This window comes from Streptomyces sp. NPDC001492, from assembly GCF_053597275.1.
In genome coordinates this window covers 420,721-436,256 of the sequence record NZ_JBSFHW010000002.1, presented here as the reverse complement: position 1 = coordinate 436,256, position 15,536 = coordinate 420,721, and the positions used below count along the sequence as shown (strand labels likewise).

Here is a 15,536-nt window from a genome sequence, read left to right as displayed (position 1 = left end):
AGCCAGCCGATGGTGAAGCCGGCCCAGCGGCCCAGCGCCCGGTCGGCGTAGGCGGAGAACGAGCCCGAGGTGGGGTTGGCCGCGGCCATCTCGCCGAGCATCCGCATGACGAGGACGACGAGGATGCCGACGAGGGCGTAGGAGATGAGGATGCCGGGGCCCGCGGCGGCGATGCCGGAGCCGGAGCCGACGAACAGGCCGGCGCCGATGACACCGCCGATCGCGATCATCGACAGATGGCGGTTCTTCAGGCCGGCCTTGAGACCGGGCTCGGAGGGCGGACTCTGGGTGAGCGTTGAAGTCATCACACATCCATGAGGGGAGCGGGGACGGTGACCCGGAAATTAGTTCAGTACGATCCAAAAGAACAGTCTTGTTTAACTGTTCATCATGCTCTATTTTCCGGGCATGCATCCGAGCGCGCACGGGCCACTGCTCCACCGCCCGCCGTAATCCCCGCTCAGCAGGCCGTTAAGGTGACGTCGTGGTGAATGCAGCGGGCAAGTTCGGGCCCTACGGCCAGCCGGCACCGGCGTCGGCCGCCGGTGTGCACGACGCCCGAGTGCTGCCCGGCCGCGGCCAGACCGGCGCGGAACTCGTCCGCTCCCGGATCGCCCTCCAGGTGCGCCTGACCTCCGTCTCGCCGGGTGACCGGCTGCCCGACGCCGGCGTCCTCGCCGAGGAGCTGGGCATCGGGGAGATCACCGTGCGGCGCGCGCTGGAGGGCATGTGCCAGGACGGACTGCTCGACCGCCGGCGCGGCCGCACCGGCGGCACCTTCGTCGCCCAGGGCTGGGACACGATCGTCCCGGCGCTGTACGACGAGGGCGAGGCGGCCTCGCTGAGCGCCTTCCACCTGCTGCTGGAGTGCGGCCTGGTGGCCCACGGCGCGGGCGAGGTCCCGGACGGCCGGCTCGACGGGCTGCAGGCGCTGGTCGACGAGATGGACCTGACCGATCACCCCGGACAGCTGCTGAGGCTGGAGACCCGCTTCCACCTCGACCTCGCCGAGGCACTCGGCGGCGCAGGCGTCCGCGAACTGACCGCCGACCTCCTGGGCAGGCTGTGCCTGGTCCAGCCCGCCCCGGACCTCGCCGCCGTACGGGCACGCAACCGCTGCCACGCCGACCTGCTCACCGAACTCGGCCGCGGCGCGCTGGACCCGGCCGTACAGGCGGTGAAAGCACACCAGCACACCCACCCCGGCTGACATCTCCCGCACCGCTCGCACCACCGCACCGGATCAGAAGGAGCCGCCGCCATGCCCGACCCCAAAGCCGTCGGCCCGCCGCCGACGCCGGGCGCCGTCGGCGGCACGTCCCAGCGGCTGCGCGGCGGCGTGCTCGGCATGGCCGACATCGCCGCCGCCACCATGGCCAACGTCGGCCCGGCCATGAGCTTCTTCTTCGGCTTCGCCTTCCTGTCCACCACCGCCGGTGTCGCGTCCCCGCTGACCATCCTCGCCGCGGGCGTCGCGGTCGCGCTGCTGGGCAACACGCTCGCCCAGTTCTCCCGCGCGCACCCCTCCGCGGGCAGCTTCATCACCTTCGTGGGCAAGACCTTCGGGCCGGTCAGCGCGGTGACCACGGCCCTGCTGGCCGTCCTCGGCTACATCATCGCGATGGCCTCCGTCATCGCGATCTCCGGCGGCTTCGTGCAGATCACCCTGCACCACTACACCGGGGTCGACCTGCCCTGGATCATCTGGACACTGCTGCTGACCGGCTTGTCGGTCGTGCTCATGCTGCGCGGGGTGGTCGTCTCCACCAAGTGGGCCGGCTACTTCTTCGGCGTCGAGATGCTGGTGCTCGTGGTGGTCTCGGTCGCCGCCCTCGTCGAACACCGCGGCAACCTCTCCGCCGCGCCGTTCCTGCCCGACCACATCCACCACGGCCTCAGGGGCCTGGCGGCGGGCTTCCCCCTCGCGGTCTACCTCTTCATCGGCTGGGAGAACTCCGCGGCCCTGGCCGAGGAGACGGAGAACCCCCGGCGCAACGTCGGCCGCGCCGTGTTCTCCTCCATCGGGATCATGACCGTGAGCTACATCCTCTTCTCCTACGCCACGGTCACCGGCTTCGACTACGACGTCGCCCGGCTCGGCGAGGCACGCATCCCGTTCATCGACGTCGCCCACCACACCCTGGGCGCGCTGGCCTTCCTCGCCTACCTCGGCGGTCTGACCTCCACCCTCGGCGTGCTGATCGCGGGCATCAACTCCCAGGCCCGTCTGGTGTTCAACGCCGGACGCGAGGGACTGCTGCCGTCGTTCTTCGGCTACGTCCACCCCACGCGCCGTACGCCGAACAACGCGATCGTCACCTTCGCCGCCATCTCCCTGCTGATCATCGGCGGCTGGGGCCTGGGCCATCTGCTCGGGGCCGACGGCGGCCCGATGAACCCCGTCGTCTTCTTCACCGAGTCCTCCAGCCTGGGCTCCATCCTGATCCTGCTGGTCTACCTCGCGTCCAACATCGCGCTGCCGCTGTACTACCGCCGCTACCGGCCGCAGGAGTTCCGCACCGGCCGCCATCTGGTGCTGCCGGCCCTCGGCGCGCTCGCCATCCTGGTCCCGCTGTACTACCTGGCCAAGCCCGGCCAGCCCGCGCCGTACAACTGGTTCCCCGTCGCGGCGCTGGCCGCCCTGCTGCTCTCGCTGGGCTACGCGACCCTGCTGGTGCGCCGCGATCCGGGCCTTGCCGAACGGGTCGGCTCGGTCGTCGCCGACGCGGAGTGAGGACCCGTATCCGATCACGGGTCATCGGGTGGTGTGCAGGGGGGCCGGGGCGTCGGCCTGCTGGAGTTCGGTGAGGAGCTGGTTCTGGCCGGTGAGGAGCTCGGTGAGGATCCGGCGGGCGGCGCGCAGCAGTTCGGCGACGTCTCCGCCGGCGAGCGCATAGCGGACGGTGGCGCCCTCCCGTATCGACACGATGATGCCGGAGCGCCGGAGGACGGCCAGCTGCTGGGACAGGCTGGACGGCTCGATCTCGATGTCGGCCAGCAGGTCCCGTACGGACACCGGCCCGTGCTGGAGGAGTTCCAGCACCCTGATGCGTACGGGGTGGCCGAGCATGCGGAAGAACTCCGCCTTCACTTGGTAGAGGGGGGCCTGCATGGATGCTCGCTCCTGTTCGGGTGGATGGGACTGCGGCCGTCGCGGTGCGACGGCGTCCGAGGACACCGCCGCACCGCAGACCGCCTTCGGATGCCGATCCTTCACGCCGCGGACCCGGCAGGAACGCAGATTGGAACCATGCTGATGTGGTGACTTGAAGAAGTCTTCACATGATGGGCAGACGAAGCCGCCGGCGTCCTCGGGCCTGCTAGATCTCGATCGCCTCCTCCACCCGCTTGAGTTGGTGGCGGGCCATCGCCAGGTTCGACCGGGCCTTGTCGAGGACGAGGTAGAGGAACAGCCCGTTGCCCGTACGACCGGTCACCAGGCGGATCACGTGGTACTGGCGGTCCAGTGTGATCAGGATGTCCTCGATCTTGCCCTTGAGACCCAGCTGCTCCATGGTGCGAACCTTGGCCCGGATGACATCCGTGTTGCCGGCCGCGGCGACGGTCAGGTCCAGGTCCTTGCTTCCGCCGAGCGTGCCCAGCGCCATTCCGCTGGTGTAGTCGACGACGGCAGCTCCCAGGGCTCCTTCGATCCCGGCCATCATCTCCTTGAGCGACACTTCCACACTCGCCACAGCGCCTCCTTTGTGTGCCGTTGAGTGCGCGGGCCGGTGGTGGCGACCCGCCTCGTGTCCGGACCGTATGCACGCCGCCGGCGCGTCGGGAGGAAGTGTCCGGTCCTGCCCGGTGGCGACCGAACAACGGCGCGACCGGACCGTTCGGCGGACCGGAAGTGCCTTGACCGGCCGAGAAGTTGACGCCCCGGTGCGGCCCCCGGCGCACCTACGGCTGGATGGACAGGAACGACCCCGGCACCACCCACCGGGAAGGCAGCGGCTCCGAAGGCTCCCGGTACGAGGGCGCGTACACGAGCATGGCCCACGGCTGATCCACGGGCGTCCTGCCGGCCATGACGCATCATCGGTGATGGGCCAACTGCCCAGGCTGTAGGGCCCGTTGCGTGTGTGAGCGCAACGGCTAGGGTCCGGCGTCCCGCTCGGGTGGGCCGGTCGGAGCCTCCCGCCGCAGCAGTCCGGCGCGCAGCTCCAGCGGGGTCAGCCCGTGCCAGCGGCGCACCGCCCGGCGCAGCGCGCTCACGTCGGCGAAGCCCGCCTGACGGGTGATGTCACGGAGCGTCAGTTCCGGGCGTCGTAGGAGCTGTTCGACCTGCTCACGGCGGACTCCGTCGACGATCGCCTCGTATGTGGTGCCGCAGTCGGCCAGGCGGCGGCGCAGGGTGCGTTCGCTGGAGGCGTGTCTGCGGGCCTGCTCGGTGAAGGAGGGGACGGCAGGAAGGCTCTGCGCGATGGAGATCTCCAGCACTTCCAGGAGGTCCTGCTGGTCGCGCCGTGAGGCCGTCTCCTTCTCCAGTACCTCCAGCACCGAGGCGTAGGTGATGGGATCCCGGCCCGGCATGCCCGCACGGGCCCACCGGGCCGGGAAGACCATGCGGTTGCCGGCGGCGCCGAAGCGCACGGGGCAGCGGAACAGGTCGTCGAAGGTGCGGGTGTCGCGCGGGGCGGGAAAGCCGAACTCGACCGCCTGCGGGGCGAACGCGGCGCCGACACTCAGCCGGGTGAGGGTGACGACGCTGGAGTACGCCTCCTCGGCCAGGAAGACGGCGACCGTCGGATCCAGCGCGGGGTCCGGCAGATCGGCGCACAACACATAGCCGGCGTCCTCCCAGCCGGCCGACCAGACCGTCATCGCACCGGAAAGGTTCTGATAGCGCACACCTGTCTCGATGGCGTCCTGAAGGGTGTCGGCGGCCATCATGGCCAGGCCGATCAGCCCCCATGCGGTGAGGTGCTGCGCCGCGCCCACGCGCAGCCCCAGGTGCTCGTCGCCGGTCAGCCGCACCGCCTGGCGGATGACGTCGCTGCCCTGCCGGTAGGAGACCCGCAGCGCGGCGGAGCCCATCACCGTAGGGTCCAGCCCCACCCGGGTCAGCAGCGGCTGCAGGTCGACGCCGGACTCGCCGGCGACCCGGACGAGGTAGCGCAGGATGTTCGGCGCGATGGTGGCCGAAGTGCTGCGGCTCGTTCCGGGCGATGTGACCGGGACGGGAGCTTCGGGCATCGCGTCCCCTCTCACCAGGGTGTCTCTCTCACCAGGGCGTTTCTCGCATCACTGTAAGCAGCCGGGCCCCGCCTGTCGCGGGTATGGCCGCCGGAGCCCCCTTTTCGGCCCCCGGCGCGCTGCACACGGTCTTCTCGCCGTCCCTACCTTTTGCGGAACCCGCCCGTTTTGCGTTCTCGCGCCGGCGCACCGAACGAAGGCTCACCATGACCGCACCTGCTCAGACCCCGGCCCGGCGACGAGCCGTGCGCCGCAGCCCCCACGCGGCGGCCCGACGGGCCGTGGCGGCGGTGTTCGCCGCCCAGGGAGCGGCGGTGGCCGCGGTGTCCACCACGGTGCCCGCCGTCAAGGAGCGTCTCGCGCTCTCACCGCTGACGATGACGGTGCTCGTCGTGACCGTCGCGCTGAGCGCGGGCGTCGGCAGCTTCGCCGGACTGGCCGTGATCCGGCGTGCGGGGCTGGTCGCCGCGATGCGGGCCGCCGTCGTGGCGACCGCCGCGGCCCTGCTGCTGATCGGCTGGGCTCCTGGCCAGGCCGTGGCCGCGGTCTCCTACGGGCTGTTCGGCATGGCTCTGGGCTGCATCGACGTGTCGGCGAACACCCGGGCCGCGGCCGTCGAACGCCACTACGGCCGGAGCATCTTCGCCTCCTTCTACGCCGCCTGGAGCGCGGCCGGCATCGCGGCCGCACTGCTGACCGCGGGCACCGCGCACCTCGGCTGGCCGGCCGAGTACACGCTGACCGCACAGGCCGGGCTCGTCCTGGCCCTCGCCCTGACCATCCGCACGCACGAGCTGCCCACCGACTCACCCGTCACCGTGTCCGACCATGAGGAGTCCTCCGGGGAGCCCGTCGCGCCCGGCCGCGCACTGTGGGTGAGACTCGCCCCGTTCGGCCTGGTCCTCCTGGTCGCCTACGTCATCGACTCCACGGTCTCGTCGTGGTCGACGCTGTACCTCCACCAGACCCTGGACACCGCCCTGTCCCTCGCGCCCCTGGCCTACGCGGCCTACCAGGTGGGCACCGTCACCGGGCGGGCCTGCGCCGACCGTCTCGTCCGCACCCTCGGCCCGGTGGCCGTGATCCGTGCCGCCACCCTGCTCACCGCCGCCGCCCTGGCCGGACTGGCGGCCGCCCCCGGCTGGCCGTACGCGGTCCTGGCCGCCGCATGCACCGGGCTCGGGGTCTCCGCCCTCGTGCCCCTGTGCCTCGCCTCCGCCGGACGCCTGCGACCGGGGGCGACCGAAGCGGTCCTGGCCCGTATGAACGTCTTCAACTACGCGGGTGTGCTCGCGGGCGGCGCAGCCAGCGGAATCCTCGGGTCCACCGGCCATTTCCGCCTCGCCTACGCGATACCGGCCGCACTCGTCCTCGCGCTCCTGGCGACCGCGCGGTCTTTCGCATGGCCGCCCAAGCCCCCTCTGTGACCGCACGGACCATTTCCCGCTGAACCGCAGATGAATAAGTTCCCCTCAGTCCTTCAGCTCTTCAAGCCTTCAGCCCTCCACACCTTCAGGAACGGGCCTGCGAACCGATAGAAAAGGGACCCGCCTCATGGGAAAAATCCAGTACGACACCTGCGTGATCGGAGCGGGTCCTGCCGGCCTGGCGGTCGCCAGAGCCCTGACGGAGCGGAATCTGCCGTACACGCATCTTGAGCGGCACACCGGCCCGGGCGGTATCTGGGACATCGACAATCCCGGCAGCCCGATGTACGAGTCGGCTCATTTCATCTCCAGCAAAACCCTCTCGGGCTTCGGAGGATTTCCGATGCCCGACGAATTCGCCGACTATCCGCCGCACCGGCAGATCCTCTCGTACCTGACATCCTTCGCCGACGCCTATGAACTGACGGAGCGCATCCAGTTCGGCGTCGAGGTCGAAAGCGTGGAAAAGAACGCCGACGGCACCTGGACGGTCACCCGGACCGACGGACAGCAGACCGTGCACAGCCAGGTCGTGGTGTGTACGGGGTCCCAGTGGCACCCCAACGTCCCTGAACTGCCCGGCCACTTCACCGGCGAGGTCCGCCACACGGTCGGCTACCGCAGTGCGCAGGAACTGCGCGGCAAGCGGGTCCTGGTCGTGGGCGCCGGGAACTCCGGCTGCGACATCGCGTGCGACGCGGCCCGCAGTGCGGACCACGCGGTGATCAGCATGCGCCGCGGCTACTGGTTCATCCCCAAGCACCTCTTCGGCCGGCCCGTGGACACCATCGCGAACGACAGTCCGCACCTTCCCATGTGGCTGGCCCAGCGGGTCTTCGGCGCCGTCCTGCGGATCATCAACGGCGACCCGACGCGCCTGGGCCTGCAGAAGCCGGACCACAAACTCTTCGAGACCCACCCGGCGATCAACTCGATGCTGATCCACCACCTCCAGCACGGCGACATCACCGCCAGGCCGGGGATCGCCCGCACCGAGGGCAGCACGGTCCACTTCACGGACGGCACCCGCGACGACTTCGACCTGATCCTGCTGGCCACCGGTTACGTCCACCAAGTGCCGGTCGCGCAGAAGTACTTCGGCGACGAGCAGCATCCCGACCTGTACCTGTCGTCGTTCTCCCGCGAGCACCAGGGCCTGTTCGGGGTCGGCTTCGTCGAGACCAACTCCGGTGCGTACCGGCTCTTCGACACCCAGGCTCAGCTGATCGCCGGGTACATCGACGACGTGGCACAGGGGCTGCCGAACGCGGAGCGATTCGCGGCCATGATCCGCACCGACCGCCCGGACCTGTCCGGCGGCCTCAAGTTCGTCGACTCGCCCCGGCACACCGGCTACGTCGACAGCGGAGCCCTCGTGAAGCACCTCGCCAAGGTCGCCGCAGAGATGGGCTGGCGCACCGAGGGCCTGCCGCCGCGCGTGCGGTCCCTGCGGGGCGTGGGGGTGGCGTCGTGAGCGGCTTCGACTTCCGGGACAAGGTCATGCTGGTGACCGGTGGCGCCGGCGGGATCGGCAGCGCGATGTGCCACCGCTTCGCCGCCGGCGGCGCCCGCTGCGTGGTCGTCGACATCGACGAGGCCCGCGCCAAGCGCGTCGCCGCCGAGCTTCCCGGCACCGGCCACACCGCTCTCGGCTGCGACCTCGTCGAGCGCGCCCAGGTGGAGCACCTCTTCGACCAGGTCGCCGACGCGTACGGCCGCCTCGACGTCCTCGTCAACAACGTGGGCATGACCAGCGCGGAACGCTTCGACGTGCGCAGCGTCGAGAGCATCGAGGAGGAGATCACCCTCAACCTGACCTCGCCGCTGGTCGCCACCCGGATCGCCATCCCGCTGCTGCGGGCCTCCCAGGACGCCCGCGTGGTCACCACCGTGTCCCTCGGCGGGATCTTCCCGCTGGGGGAGACCCCGATCTACACGGCTTCGAAGTTCGGGCTGCGTGGCGCGATGCTCGCACTCGGGCTCGACCTGAGGAGCAAGGGCATCCTGGCCGGCTCGGTGCTGCCGTCGGCGACCGACACCCGGATGCTGCGCCAGGAAGCCGTGGACGGCGGGAATTCCATGCAGTTCCAGGATCCGCCGCAGCAGCCCGCCGACGTCGTCGCGGCCGTGGTGAGCCTGCTCGACAAGCCCCGCCTGGAGGCCTACCCCCGGCCCGGCGAGTCCCGCCTCGTCCGGTTCGCGTTGCTGGCGCCGAACCTGCTGCCGAAGGTCTTCCCGCTGTTCCGGCGCAGAGGGGAGCGCGGCATGGCCCGTTATCTGGAGGAGCTGCGCCGCCGGGGGCTGGCTCGGCAGACCGGCGGACGCTGGGAACTGGTGGAGGAGAAATGACCGCAGTGGACAGGCTCACCGCACAGACCGCAGTCGGGAGCCCCGCGACGCTGAAGGTCGTCAACCCGGCCACCGGCGAACTGATCACCACCGTGCCCGCCACGAGTGCCGAGGACGTCACCAAGGCCGCCGATCGGGCCGAGCAGGTCTTCGCGTCCGGAGTGTGGTCCGGGCTGCCGGTCCGGGAGCGCAGTGCGGTGCTGCTGCGACTGGCCGACCTGATGGAACGCGACACGAGGATCCTGGCCCGGCTGGACAGCGAGGACGCGGGAAAGCCGATCACGGAATGCCTGACCGGCGACGTTCCCTCCGCCGTCGAGTCGATCCGCTGGTTCGCCGAAGCGGCCGACAAGGTGTTCGGCCGAATCGCCCCCGGCGGGCCGGACGGCCTGGGCCTCATGGCCCGGGAACCGGTCGGGGTGGTCGCGGCGATCCTGCCCTGGAACTACCCGCTGGCCATGACCGCGTGGAAGGTCGGCCCGGCGCTGGCGGCGGGCAACAGTCTGCTGGTCAAGCCCGCGGAGGCGACCCCGCGTTCGGCTCTGCACCTGGCCGAACTGGCCGCCGAGGCGGGCCTGCCCGAGGGGGTCCTCACGGTCCTGACCGGCCACGGCTCCGTCACCGGCACCGCCCTGGCCCGCACCCCCGTCGTAGGCGCCCTCTCCTTCACCGGGTCCACGGACACCGGACGCCGCATCCTCAAGGCCGCGGCCGACACCAACTTCAAACGCGTCTCCCTGGAGATGGGCGGCAAGAGCCCCCAGGTACTGATGGCCGACGCACTCTCCTACGGCGACGAGCTCATCGACCACATGATCGAAGCGGCGTTCCTGACGATGGGACAGAACTGCACGGCCGGCTCCCGCGTCCTGGTCCACCACAGCATCGCCGACGAGGTTCTCGACCGCTTCACCACCGCCGCCGGACGCCTGGTCATCGGCGACCCGGCGGACCCTCGCACACAGCTGGGCCCGCTGATCAACCGGACGGCCTTCGACCGGGTCGCGACGGCGGTGGAAGCCGCCCGGTCCGGCGGAGCCCGTATCCACACCGGAGGCCTGCCGCACGGCCTGCCCCAGCGCGGCGCCTACTACCCGCCCACCGTGATCACCCACGCCCCCGAAGGCAGCGACGTCCTGACCAAGGAACTGTTCGGCCCCGTCGTCACCGTCCAGACCTTCACCTCCGAAGACGAGGCCCTGCACCTGGCAAACGCCACCGAATACGGCCTCGCCGCCTCGGTATGGACCCGCGACCTCGACACCGCCCTCCGCCTGGCACGCGGCATCCAGGCCGGCGTGGTCTCCGTCAACTCCTACAGCGAGGGCGACATCACCACACCCTTCGGCGGCTGGAAACAGTCCGGATTCGGCGGCGTGGAGAAATCGACCAACGCCTTCGACCAGTGGACCCGCGAGAAGACGATCTGGATCCGCACCCGCTGATCCCACTGGCGGGGAAGAGACCGTGTCAGGCAATCCAGGCCTCGTTGTGTCGATGCCGGTGCAACCCCACGGCCGAGAACTCGTCTTCCCCGTCGCTCGCCGCTACGCCCCACCGCCGGAGCGCTTGAGAGATCGGGCTGCCGGCGGGCGGAAAGGGCCGGCCCTCCCCGACATGGAGCGGTCCCAGCACCATGATCCCGCCGTCCCATACGGCAGCCCGCTGCTCACCCACTCCGCCGAAGTACTCAGCTTCCACATAGGCCACAGGCCCACGGACTGACGACTCAGCGAGGACCTTGTCGAAGCCTCCTGGCAACCGCCAGAACCCCAACGTGCCTGTACCGCTGCCCTCTGCGAGGGAATGGAACAGGGCACCTGTCATCGGCATCAGCGACAGGCCCTGCCCAATCGACGCCAACCGGGCGGCAGGCAGGCCCTGTGCCGCGCTGCGCAGCACCTCCTCCTCGGCGATCACTGCGTGCAGGTCATAACCCATCCCAGGCCTCCTCCGGATCGAAGGCCCATCTTGTCGCGTTGCGGGTGAGGCGGCGTCCTCCGTTTTCGACGACGTAGGTCGGCCACAGCGGGACATCTCCCGCAGCGCCCGTACATCTACGGCCTGAGCGCAGGGGCCCGCCGCCCCCTTCCGGGAGCGACGGGCCCCTGCGTGTGAAAGCCCCGGCTCAGGAGAGCTGGGTCGGAACCGGGCGGTTCCGGCCGAGTGAGGCCACCCCGCCCGGGGTGAGGGCCTCGGTGAAGAGCTGGACGTCGGCCACCTTGCCGGCGGTGTACTCCCCGTAGGCGCCCTGGAAGATGCGGCGCCCGATCTGCAGCGGCCCCGTCGCGTTCCAGACCGTGCCCTCGTAGGAGGCGGTGTCGGCCAGGTCGTCGTTGACGTAGAGACGGAGTTGCTGCGTGTCTGCGTCGAAGACGCCCACCAGGTGGAACCAGGTGTTGGTCTTGGGGCTCTGCGCTCCCGTGGTGGGTCCGTAGGCGCTGGTGAACTTGCCGTCGGTGTCGTCCGCGTGGGCGTGGCCGAAGGCGAAGGCGTGCGCGCCGCTGGAGTAGTACAGCTGGAGGCCGTTGGCGCTGGTGCCGGACTGCGAGACGAAGGTGGAGTTCGCGGTCAGGCTGCTGAGGTTGGCCCAGGCCGAGACGGTGTAACTGCGGCTGGTGTCGAGCACGGGGCCCGAGGTGGCCGCGTAGCCGGTGCTGCCGTTGAGGGCGAGCGCGCTGCCCCGGGCGGCGTCGGCGGTCACGGTGGCGCCACCGTTCAGGGTGAGGCCGTTCGCCGGGCGGATGCGGTCCGCGGTGCCGTCCAGCTTCCACCAGTCGGTCGGCCGGTGGACGTGACCGATGCTCACCGGGGCGGTGAACTGTGCCAGGCCGCCGTCGGCCGCGGCGCCCGGGTACTCGATCATCCGGCCGGAGCGGGAGGCGGCGTACAGCGCCGGGAAGCCGGTGCCCTGCACGTCGCCCGGGGAGGCGGCGGTGGGGTAGTCCTGCTCGCCGACGCCGACCGGGAGCACCGGCTGGGCGGCGGGCAGCGCGTTGCCGCTGGTGGCGGCCCACTTCTGGTCGGCGATGTTCTTGCAGTCCCAGATAACCACCTGGGTGCGGGGGTTGCGGTTGCCCGCCGGGTCGGCGAGGCAGCGGCCGGACTGCGGGTTCTTGAGCGTGCCCGGGTAGGGGCCGGGGACCCACTCCTGGGCGTCGGTGTTGTTGCACTGGTAGAGCCGCACCAGGGTGCCGTTGTCGGTGTCGCCCCTTGTCACGTCCAGGCACTTGCCCATCACGTGCACGGAGTGGTCGGTGCCGAGGGCGAACTTCTGGGCGTCGGTGCCGTTGCAGGTGTACATCTGCGCCGGGGTTCCGTTGGCGGTGGCGGACTTGGCGATGTCCAGGCAGAGGTTCTTGTTGTCGGCGTCGAGCACTCCGGAGACCAGCGGTGCATGCCGCGGGGCGGCCAGCTTGCTGGTCGGCACCCCTGCGGAGAAGGTCAGCGGGTAGCTGCTGACCGCGCCGGTGGCGTTGTCGCGGGCCCACAGGGTGGGGACGCCGCCCACGGTGCCGGGGGCGAGCAGGGTGGTGTCGGACCAGTCACCGGTACCGATCTTCACGCCCTGGCCGAGGTTGCAGCCGGCCTGGAACGTCCCCGGGTAGTACCAGAGTTCGCCCTTGTCGACGGTGATCAGGTCGGGAACGTCCGCGTACTGGGCCAGCTTGCCGGGCGCCAGGATCTGCGTGACGTTGTCCCAGGTGCCGTCCGAGCCCTTGGCGGGGCAGGAGTCCGAGTCGCGGATCGGAACGACGTTCTGGGTCAGGGTGAAGTGCCCGGCCTTCCCACCGGGGGTGACGGCGTCGTTGGCGTAGAGGTACAGCTCGTGGGTCGTCTTGTTGAAGGCGAACAGGTCGTCGACGTTGCTGCCGGTGGCTGTGGAGCGGTGGGCGACCAGGTAGTTGTCCCAGCCGGTGCCGTCCGGGCTCTGCGCCTTGGTCGACATCGTGCTCGGCGGAGCGGCCGGATCGGCGTTGCCGCGGACCAGTACGAGGTCGCCGTCGCGGGTGGGGGCGGCGAGGTCGGGGACGGCGTCGCCGTCGAGGTCACCGGCGGTGACCTTGGTCTTGGGGTTCCAGGGGGCGAAGAAGCTGTACTGCCCCACGGTGCCCTGGGTGTTGCCCGCGTTGTCGACCGCCCGCACGTAGAGCGTGTGCGCGCCCCACTGGGCGGCGCTCAGCACGATCGGGACCTCCGCGGTGGCGGTGCCGCCGGAACCGGAGACGGCGTCCACCTTGGCCGCGCCGCTGCCGGGGATGTTGGCGTCCAGGGAGTACTCGAACCGGTCGATGCCGCTGCTGACGCAGCTGCCGCGGGTGCAGCCGGTGGGCGTCGGGTCGTTCGCCGTCACCTTGACCTTGACGCCCTGGTCACCGGCGTGGCCGGTGGGCTCCTGGTCGGCACCGAGCGGCGGGAAGACGGCCGAGTCGGTGAAGGACGGGATGCTCGGCGCACTGAGGTCGATCTTGAAGTAGCAGTTCGGCGACCAGCCGCTCTTCAGCGTGTCGTCGTCCGCCATGACATGCCAGCCGTACTGGTGGCCGTCCGCCACCCTGAAGCCGATGTTGACCCGGGTCGTGCCGCCGTCGCTGACCCAGCCGCTCACCGGCTTGCTCTTGCTGGTGGAGCCGCCGTCGTCGTCCGCGGTCTTGGTGTCCCACACCTCGTAGCGGGCGCGCAGGTTGACGCCGCTCATGTCGGTGTTCAGGTGCGCGTTCAGTGTGATGTCGGAGGTGTCGCCGGCGAGCCCGGACGCACCGATCCAGCCGTCGGCCGCGCCGTCGCAGCCGTTGCTCGCGGGGTTGATGGTGGCCGGTGTGGTGCCCAGACGGTCCGGCTCGGAGGGCGCGATGTCGAAGACCGTGGTCAGGTACGGGTTGGTCGCGAACCGCACGAAGTCGTAGTTGGTGGAGGACTTGGACTCGTTGCCCCACAGGCCGAAGGTCCAGCTGTCGTCCTTGCCCGCCAGCTTCTTGATCTGGTCCGTGACAGTGAAGTTGACGTCGTGGTCGCCGCAGTGCTGGCTCAGGTTGGAACTCTTGACCTTCTGCGTACCGCCGATGTAGCCGTCGCCGGCCAGCTTCGGCTGGTGGTCCCAGTCGGTGTTCTTGCTGATGCCCGACACCGTCGCGAGGCGTACGCCCGTCTCGTTGTCGCAGTCGAAGGAGGCACCGTAGGTCGAGGTGAGGTGGACGACGGACTTGGAGATCGTCATCGACTTGGTGAGGTTGCCGATGTTGAGCTCGTAGTACGCGCGGTTGAGGCCGAAGCAGTTGCGCCAGTGCTCGTAGCCGACGCCCTCGCCGTTGTCCTGCGCGTCGTCGTACGGGCTCTGCGAGGGGCAGCCCTCCTTGACGGTGATGAAGTGGCTCTTCTTGCTCGTGATCGGGCTGGTGTACGGGTCGATGTAGAGCGGCCAGACCGTGCCCTTGCCGCCGAGCAGATCCGCGTCCGGGGTGAGGGTGAGCGCGCCCGGTTGGCTGCTCACGCCGATGGGCTTCACCTGCGCGCCGCTGCCCGGCTGTTCCGCGGTGGAGGCCGTGTCACCGCCGGCGCCCGGTTCCGCCGGGGTGTCCGCCGCGCGGGCGGTGCGGCGGGCGGCGGACTTGTGCGCCGGGGTGGTCACCTGGGCGCCGGAGGAGTCCCACATCATCGGGGTGGGGGAACTGAACAGGGCGGTGCCGTCGGCCGCGGTGGCCGTCACCTGGCCGTCCCCGTCGGCGTTCACCGTCATGCCGTCGCTCGTCGCGGTGGTCAGCCGGAGCGAGGCGAGGGCCGGGTCGGCGGCGGCCTTGGCGTCGCGGACGATCAGAACCTCGTGGAAGCCACCCTGGTCGGTGGTGGTCACCTTGATGTCGACTCCCGGCAGCACATCGCTGTACTGGGCGCTGTCACCGCTCACCTCCGGAGCGGGCAGGCGGAACGGGAGCGTGTACGACAGCCGGTGCCCGGCCTCGTCGACGAGGGTGGCCAGCGGCCCGTCCCCGCCGCCCGAGAGGGTCAGCGCCGACGGGGTGGCCCTGGTGGAGAAGGTGCCGTCGGAGTTGCGCGCCAGTCCGGCGTCGACGTCCGTCCACGCACCGTCCTTGCGGACCCGGGCCGGCTGGAGATGCGTGGTCAGCGTGAACGTGCCGTCGGCGTTGGCGACGGTCTCCGAGGTCTCAGTGGTCAGCTGATCCACGGTGACCGGCTGTCCGGTCCTGGCCGCCTCGGCACGGGCGGTCGCGAGCGGTGAGCCGGCCGCGTCGTCGGCGGCCGCCGACGCGGGCGGGCCTGCCGCCGAGACCGGGCCGACGGCGCCGAGCAGCAGGCCGGTGACGGCTGCCGACAGCGCCAGACGGCGTGTCAGATTGCGCGCCGGATGACTCCGGACGCGGGTGGGTTCCCCCATGAATCGCCCTTTCGGGAGCGTGGGCGGCATCCCCCGGCGCGCCGCTGTGGTCCTTCTCACAGAGCGCGTCCCCCCGAGGGTCGCCGCATGTCGGAATTGCGGCACTTGGTCGCGCCATGCCCTGCTGTGAAGGGTCTGTGATGGACCCATGTGAAGGCTGTGAGCAG

General features: G+C 70.4%; 12 protein-coding genes. 6 read left to right on the top strand and 6 right to left on the bottom strand.

Going from position 1 to position 15,536, the window contains the following annotated elements; all coding sequences use genetic code 11:
* The coding region (locus ACWC1K_RS04215; RefSeq protein WP_450828693.1) for an amino acid permease at positions 1 to 305 on the bottom strand (305 nt) is incomplete at its 3' end.
* A gap of 179 nt (positions 306 to 484) precedes the next feature.
* On the opposite strand from ACWC1K_RS04215, the gene ACWC1K_RS04210 reads away from it, so the two are divergent.
* Positions 485 to 1,210 (top strand): FadR/GntR family transcriptional regulator, encoded by a 726-nt coding sequence (locus tag ACWC1K_RS04210; protein WP_450828692.1) that lies wholly within the window; start codon positions 485 to 487, stop codon positions 1,208 to 1,210.
* Positions 1,211 to 1,261: 51 nt separating this feature from the next.
* Positions 1,262 to 2,734: an APC family permease gene (locus ACWC1K_RS04205; protein WP_450828691.1), complete on the top strand. Its 1,473-nt coding sequence runs from the start codon at positions 1,262 to 1,264 to the stop codon at positions 2,732 to 2,734.
* A gap of 21 nt (positions 2,735 to 2,755) precedes the next feature.
* Here ACWC1K_RS04205 and ACWC1K_RS04200 read toward each other — a convergent pair whose 3' ends face one another.
* The 3 genes from ACWC1K_RS04200 to ACWC1K_RS04190 all read right to left on the bottom strand — a co-directional run bounded on the left by ACWC1K_RS04200 (position 2,756) and on the right by ACWC1K_RS04190 (position 5,199).
* Positions 2,756 to 3,112, bottom strand: coding sequence for an ArsR/SmtB family transcription factor (locus ACWC1K_RS04200; RefSeq protein WP_450828690.1), 357 nt, complete (start codon positions 3,110 to 3,112; stop codon positions 2,756 to 2,758).
* A 208-nt stretch (positions 3,113 to 3,320) separates the two neighbouring features.
* The gene (locus tag ACWC1K_RS04195) at positions 3,321 to 3,695 is read right to left on the bottom strand and encodes a roadblock/LC7 domain-containing protein (protein ID WP_351465140.1); all 375 of its coding nucleotides are present in this window, start codon (positions 3,693 to 3,695) and stop codon (positions 3,321 to 3,323) included.
* Between the two features lie 403 nt (positions 3,696 to 4,098).
* Entirely contained in the window at positions 4,099 to 5,199 is a 1,101-nt protein-coding gene (locus tag ACWC1K_RS04190; RefSeq protein WP_450828689.1) for an AraC family transcriptional regulator, read from the bottom strand.
* A 206-nt stretch (positions 5,200 to 5,405) separates the two neighbouring features.
* On the opposite strand from ACWC1K_RS04190, the gene ACWC1K_RS04185 reads away from it, so the two are divergent.
* From ACWC1K_RS04185 to ACWC1K_RS04170, 4 genes are all read left to right on the top strand, one after another.
* Positions 5,406 to 6,626, top strand: coding sequence for an MFS transporter (locus tag ACWC1K_RS04185; protein WP_450828688.1), 1,221 nt, complete (start codon positions 5,406 to 5,408; stop codon positions 6,624 to 6,626).
* A 127-nt stretch (positions 6,627 to 6,753) separates the two neighbouring features.
* On the top strand, positions 6,754 to 8,100 hold the full coding sequence (locus ACWC1K_RS04180) for a flavin-containing monooxygenase (protein WP_450828687.1): 1,347 nt from the start codon (positions 6,754 to 6,756) through the stop codon (positions 8,098 to 8,100).
* Positions 8,097 to 8,975: an SDR family NAD(P)-dependent oxidoreductase gene (locus ACWC1K_RS04175; RefSeq protein WP_450828686.1), complete on the top strand. Its 879-nt coding sequence runs from the start codon at positions 8,097 to 8,099 to the stop codon at positions 8,973 to 8,975. Before ACWC1K_RS04180 ends, ACWC1K_RS04175 begins: the two co-directional genes overlap by 4 nt.
* Entirely contained in the window at positions 8,972 to 10,420 is a 1,449-nt protein-coding gene (locus ACWC1K_RS04170; protein WP_450828685.1) for an aldehyde dehydrogenase family protein, read from the top strand. The genes ACWC1K_RS04175 and ACWC1K_RS04170 overlap by 4 nt, the downstream gene beginning before the upstream one ends.
* A 25-nt stretch (positions 10,421 to 10,445) precedes the next feature.
* Here the strand turns inward: ACWC1K_RS04170 and ACWC1K_RS04165 are convergent, their stop codons facing one another.
* Positions 10,446 to 10,916, bottom strand: a complete 471-nt coding sequence (locus ACWC1K_RS04165) for a hypothetical protein (protein ID WP_450828684.1) — start codon at positions 10,914 to 10,916, stop codon at positions 10,446 to 10,448.
* 187 nt (positions 10,917 to 11,103) lie between these two features.
* A complete protein-coding gene (locus ACWC1K_RS04160; protein WP_450828683.1) occupies positions 11,104 to 15,369 on the bottom strand; it encodes a ricin-type beta-trefoil lectin domain protein in 4,266 nt (1,421 codons plus the stop codon).
* Positions 15,370 to 15,536 lie beyond the last annotated feature (167 nt).

Excerpts from the sequence above, each read along its gene's own strand:
- ACWC1K_RS04180 (WP_450828687.1), top strand. The coding sequence starts at position 6,754 with ATGGGAAAAATCCAGTACGACACCTGCGTGATCGGAGCGGGTCCTGCC.
- ACWC1K_RS04190 (WP_450828689.1), bottom strand. The coding sequence starts at position 5,199 with ATGCCCGAAGCTCCCGTCCCGGTCACATCGCCCGGAACGAGCCGCAGC.
- ACWC1K_RS04205 (WP_450828691.1), top strand. The coding sequence starts at position 1,262 with ATGCCCGACCCCAAAGCCGTCGGCCCGCCGCCGACGCCGGGCGCCGTC.
- ACWC1K_RS04165 (WP_450828684.1), bottom strand. The coding sequence starts at position 10,916 with ATGGGTTATGACCTGCACGCAGTGATCGCCGAGGAGGAGGTGCTGCGC.
- ACWC1K_RS04200 (WP_450828690.1), bottom strand. The coding sequence starts at position 3,112 with ATGCAGGCCCCCCTCTACCAAGTGAAGGCGGAGTTCTTCCGCATGCTC.
- ACWC1K_RS04185 (WP_450828688.1), top strand. The coding sequence starts at position 5,406 with ATGACCGCACCTGCTCAGACCCCGGCCCGGCGACGAGCCGTGCGCCGC.
- ACWC1K_RS04170 (WP_450828685.1), top strand. The coding sequence starts at position 8,972 with ATGACCGCAGTGGACAGGCTCACCGCACAGACCGCAGTCGGGAGCCCC.
- ACWC1K_RS04160 (WP_450828683.1), bottom strand. The coding sequence starts at position 15,369 with ATGGGGGAACCCACCCGCGTCCGGAGTCATCCGGCGCGCAATCTGACA.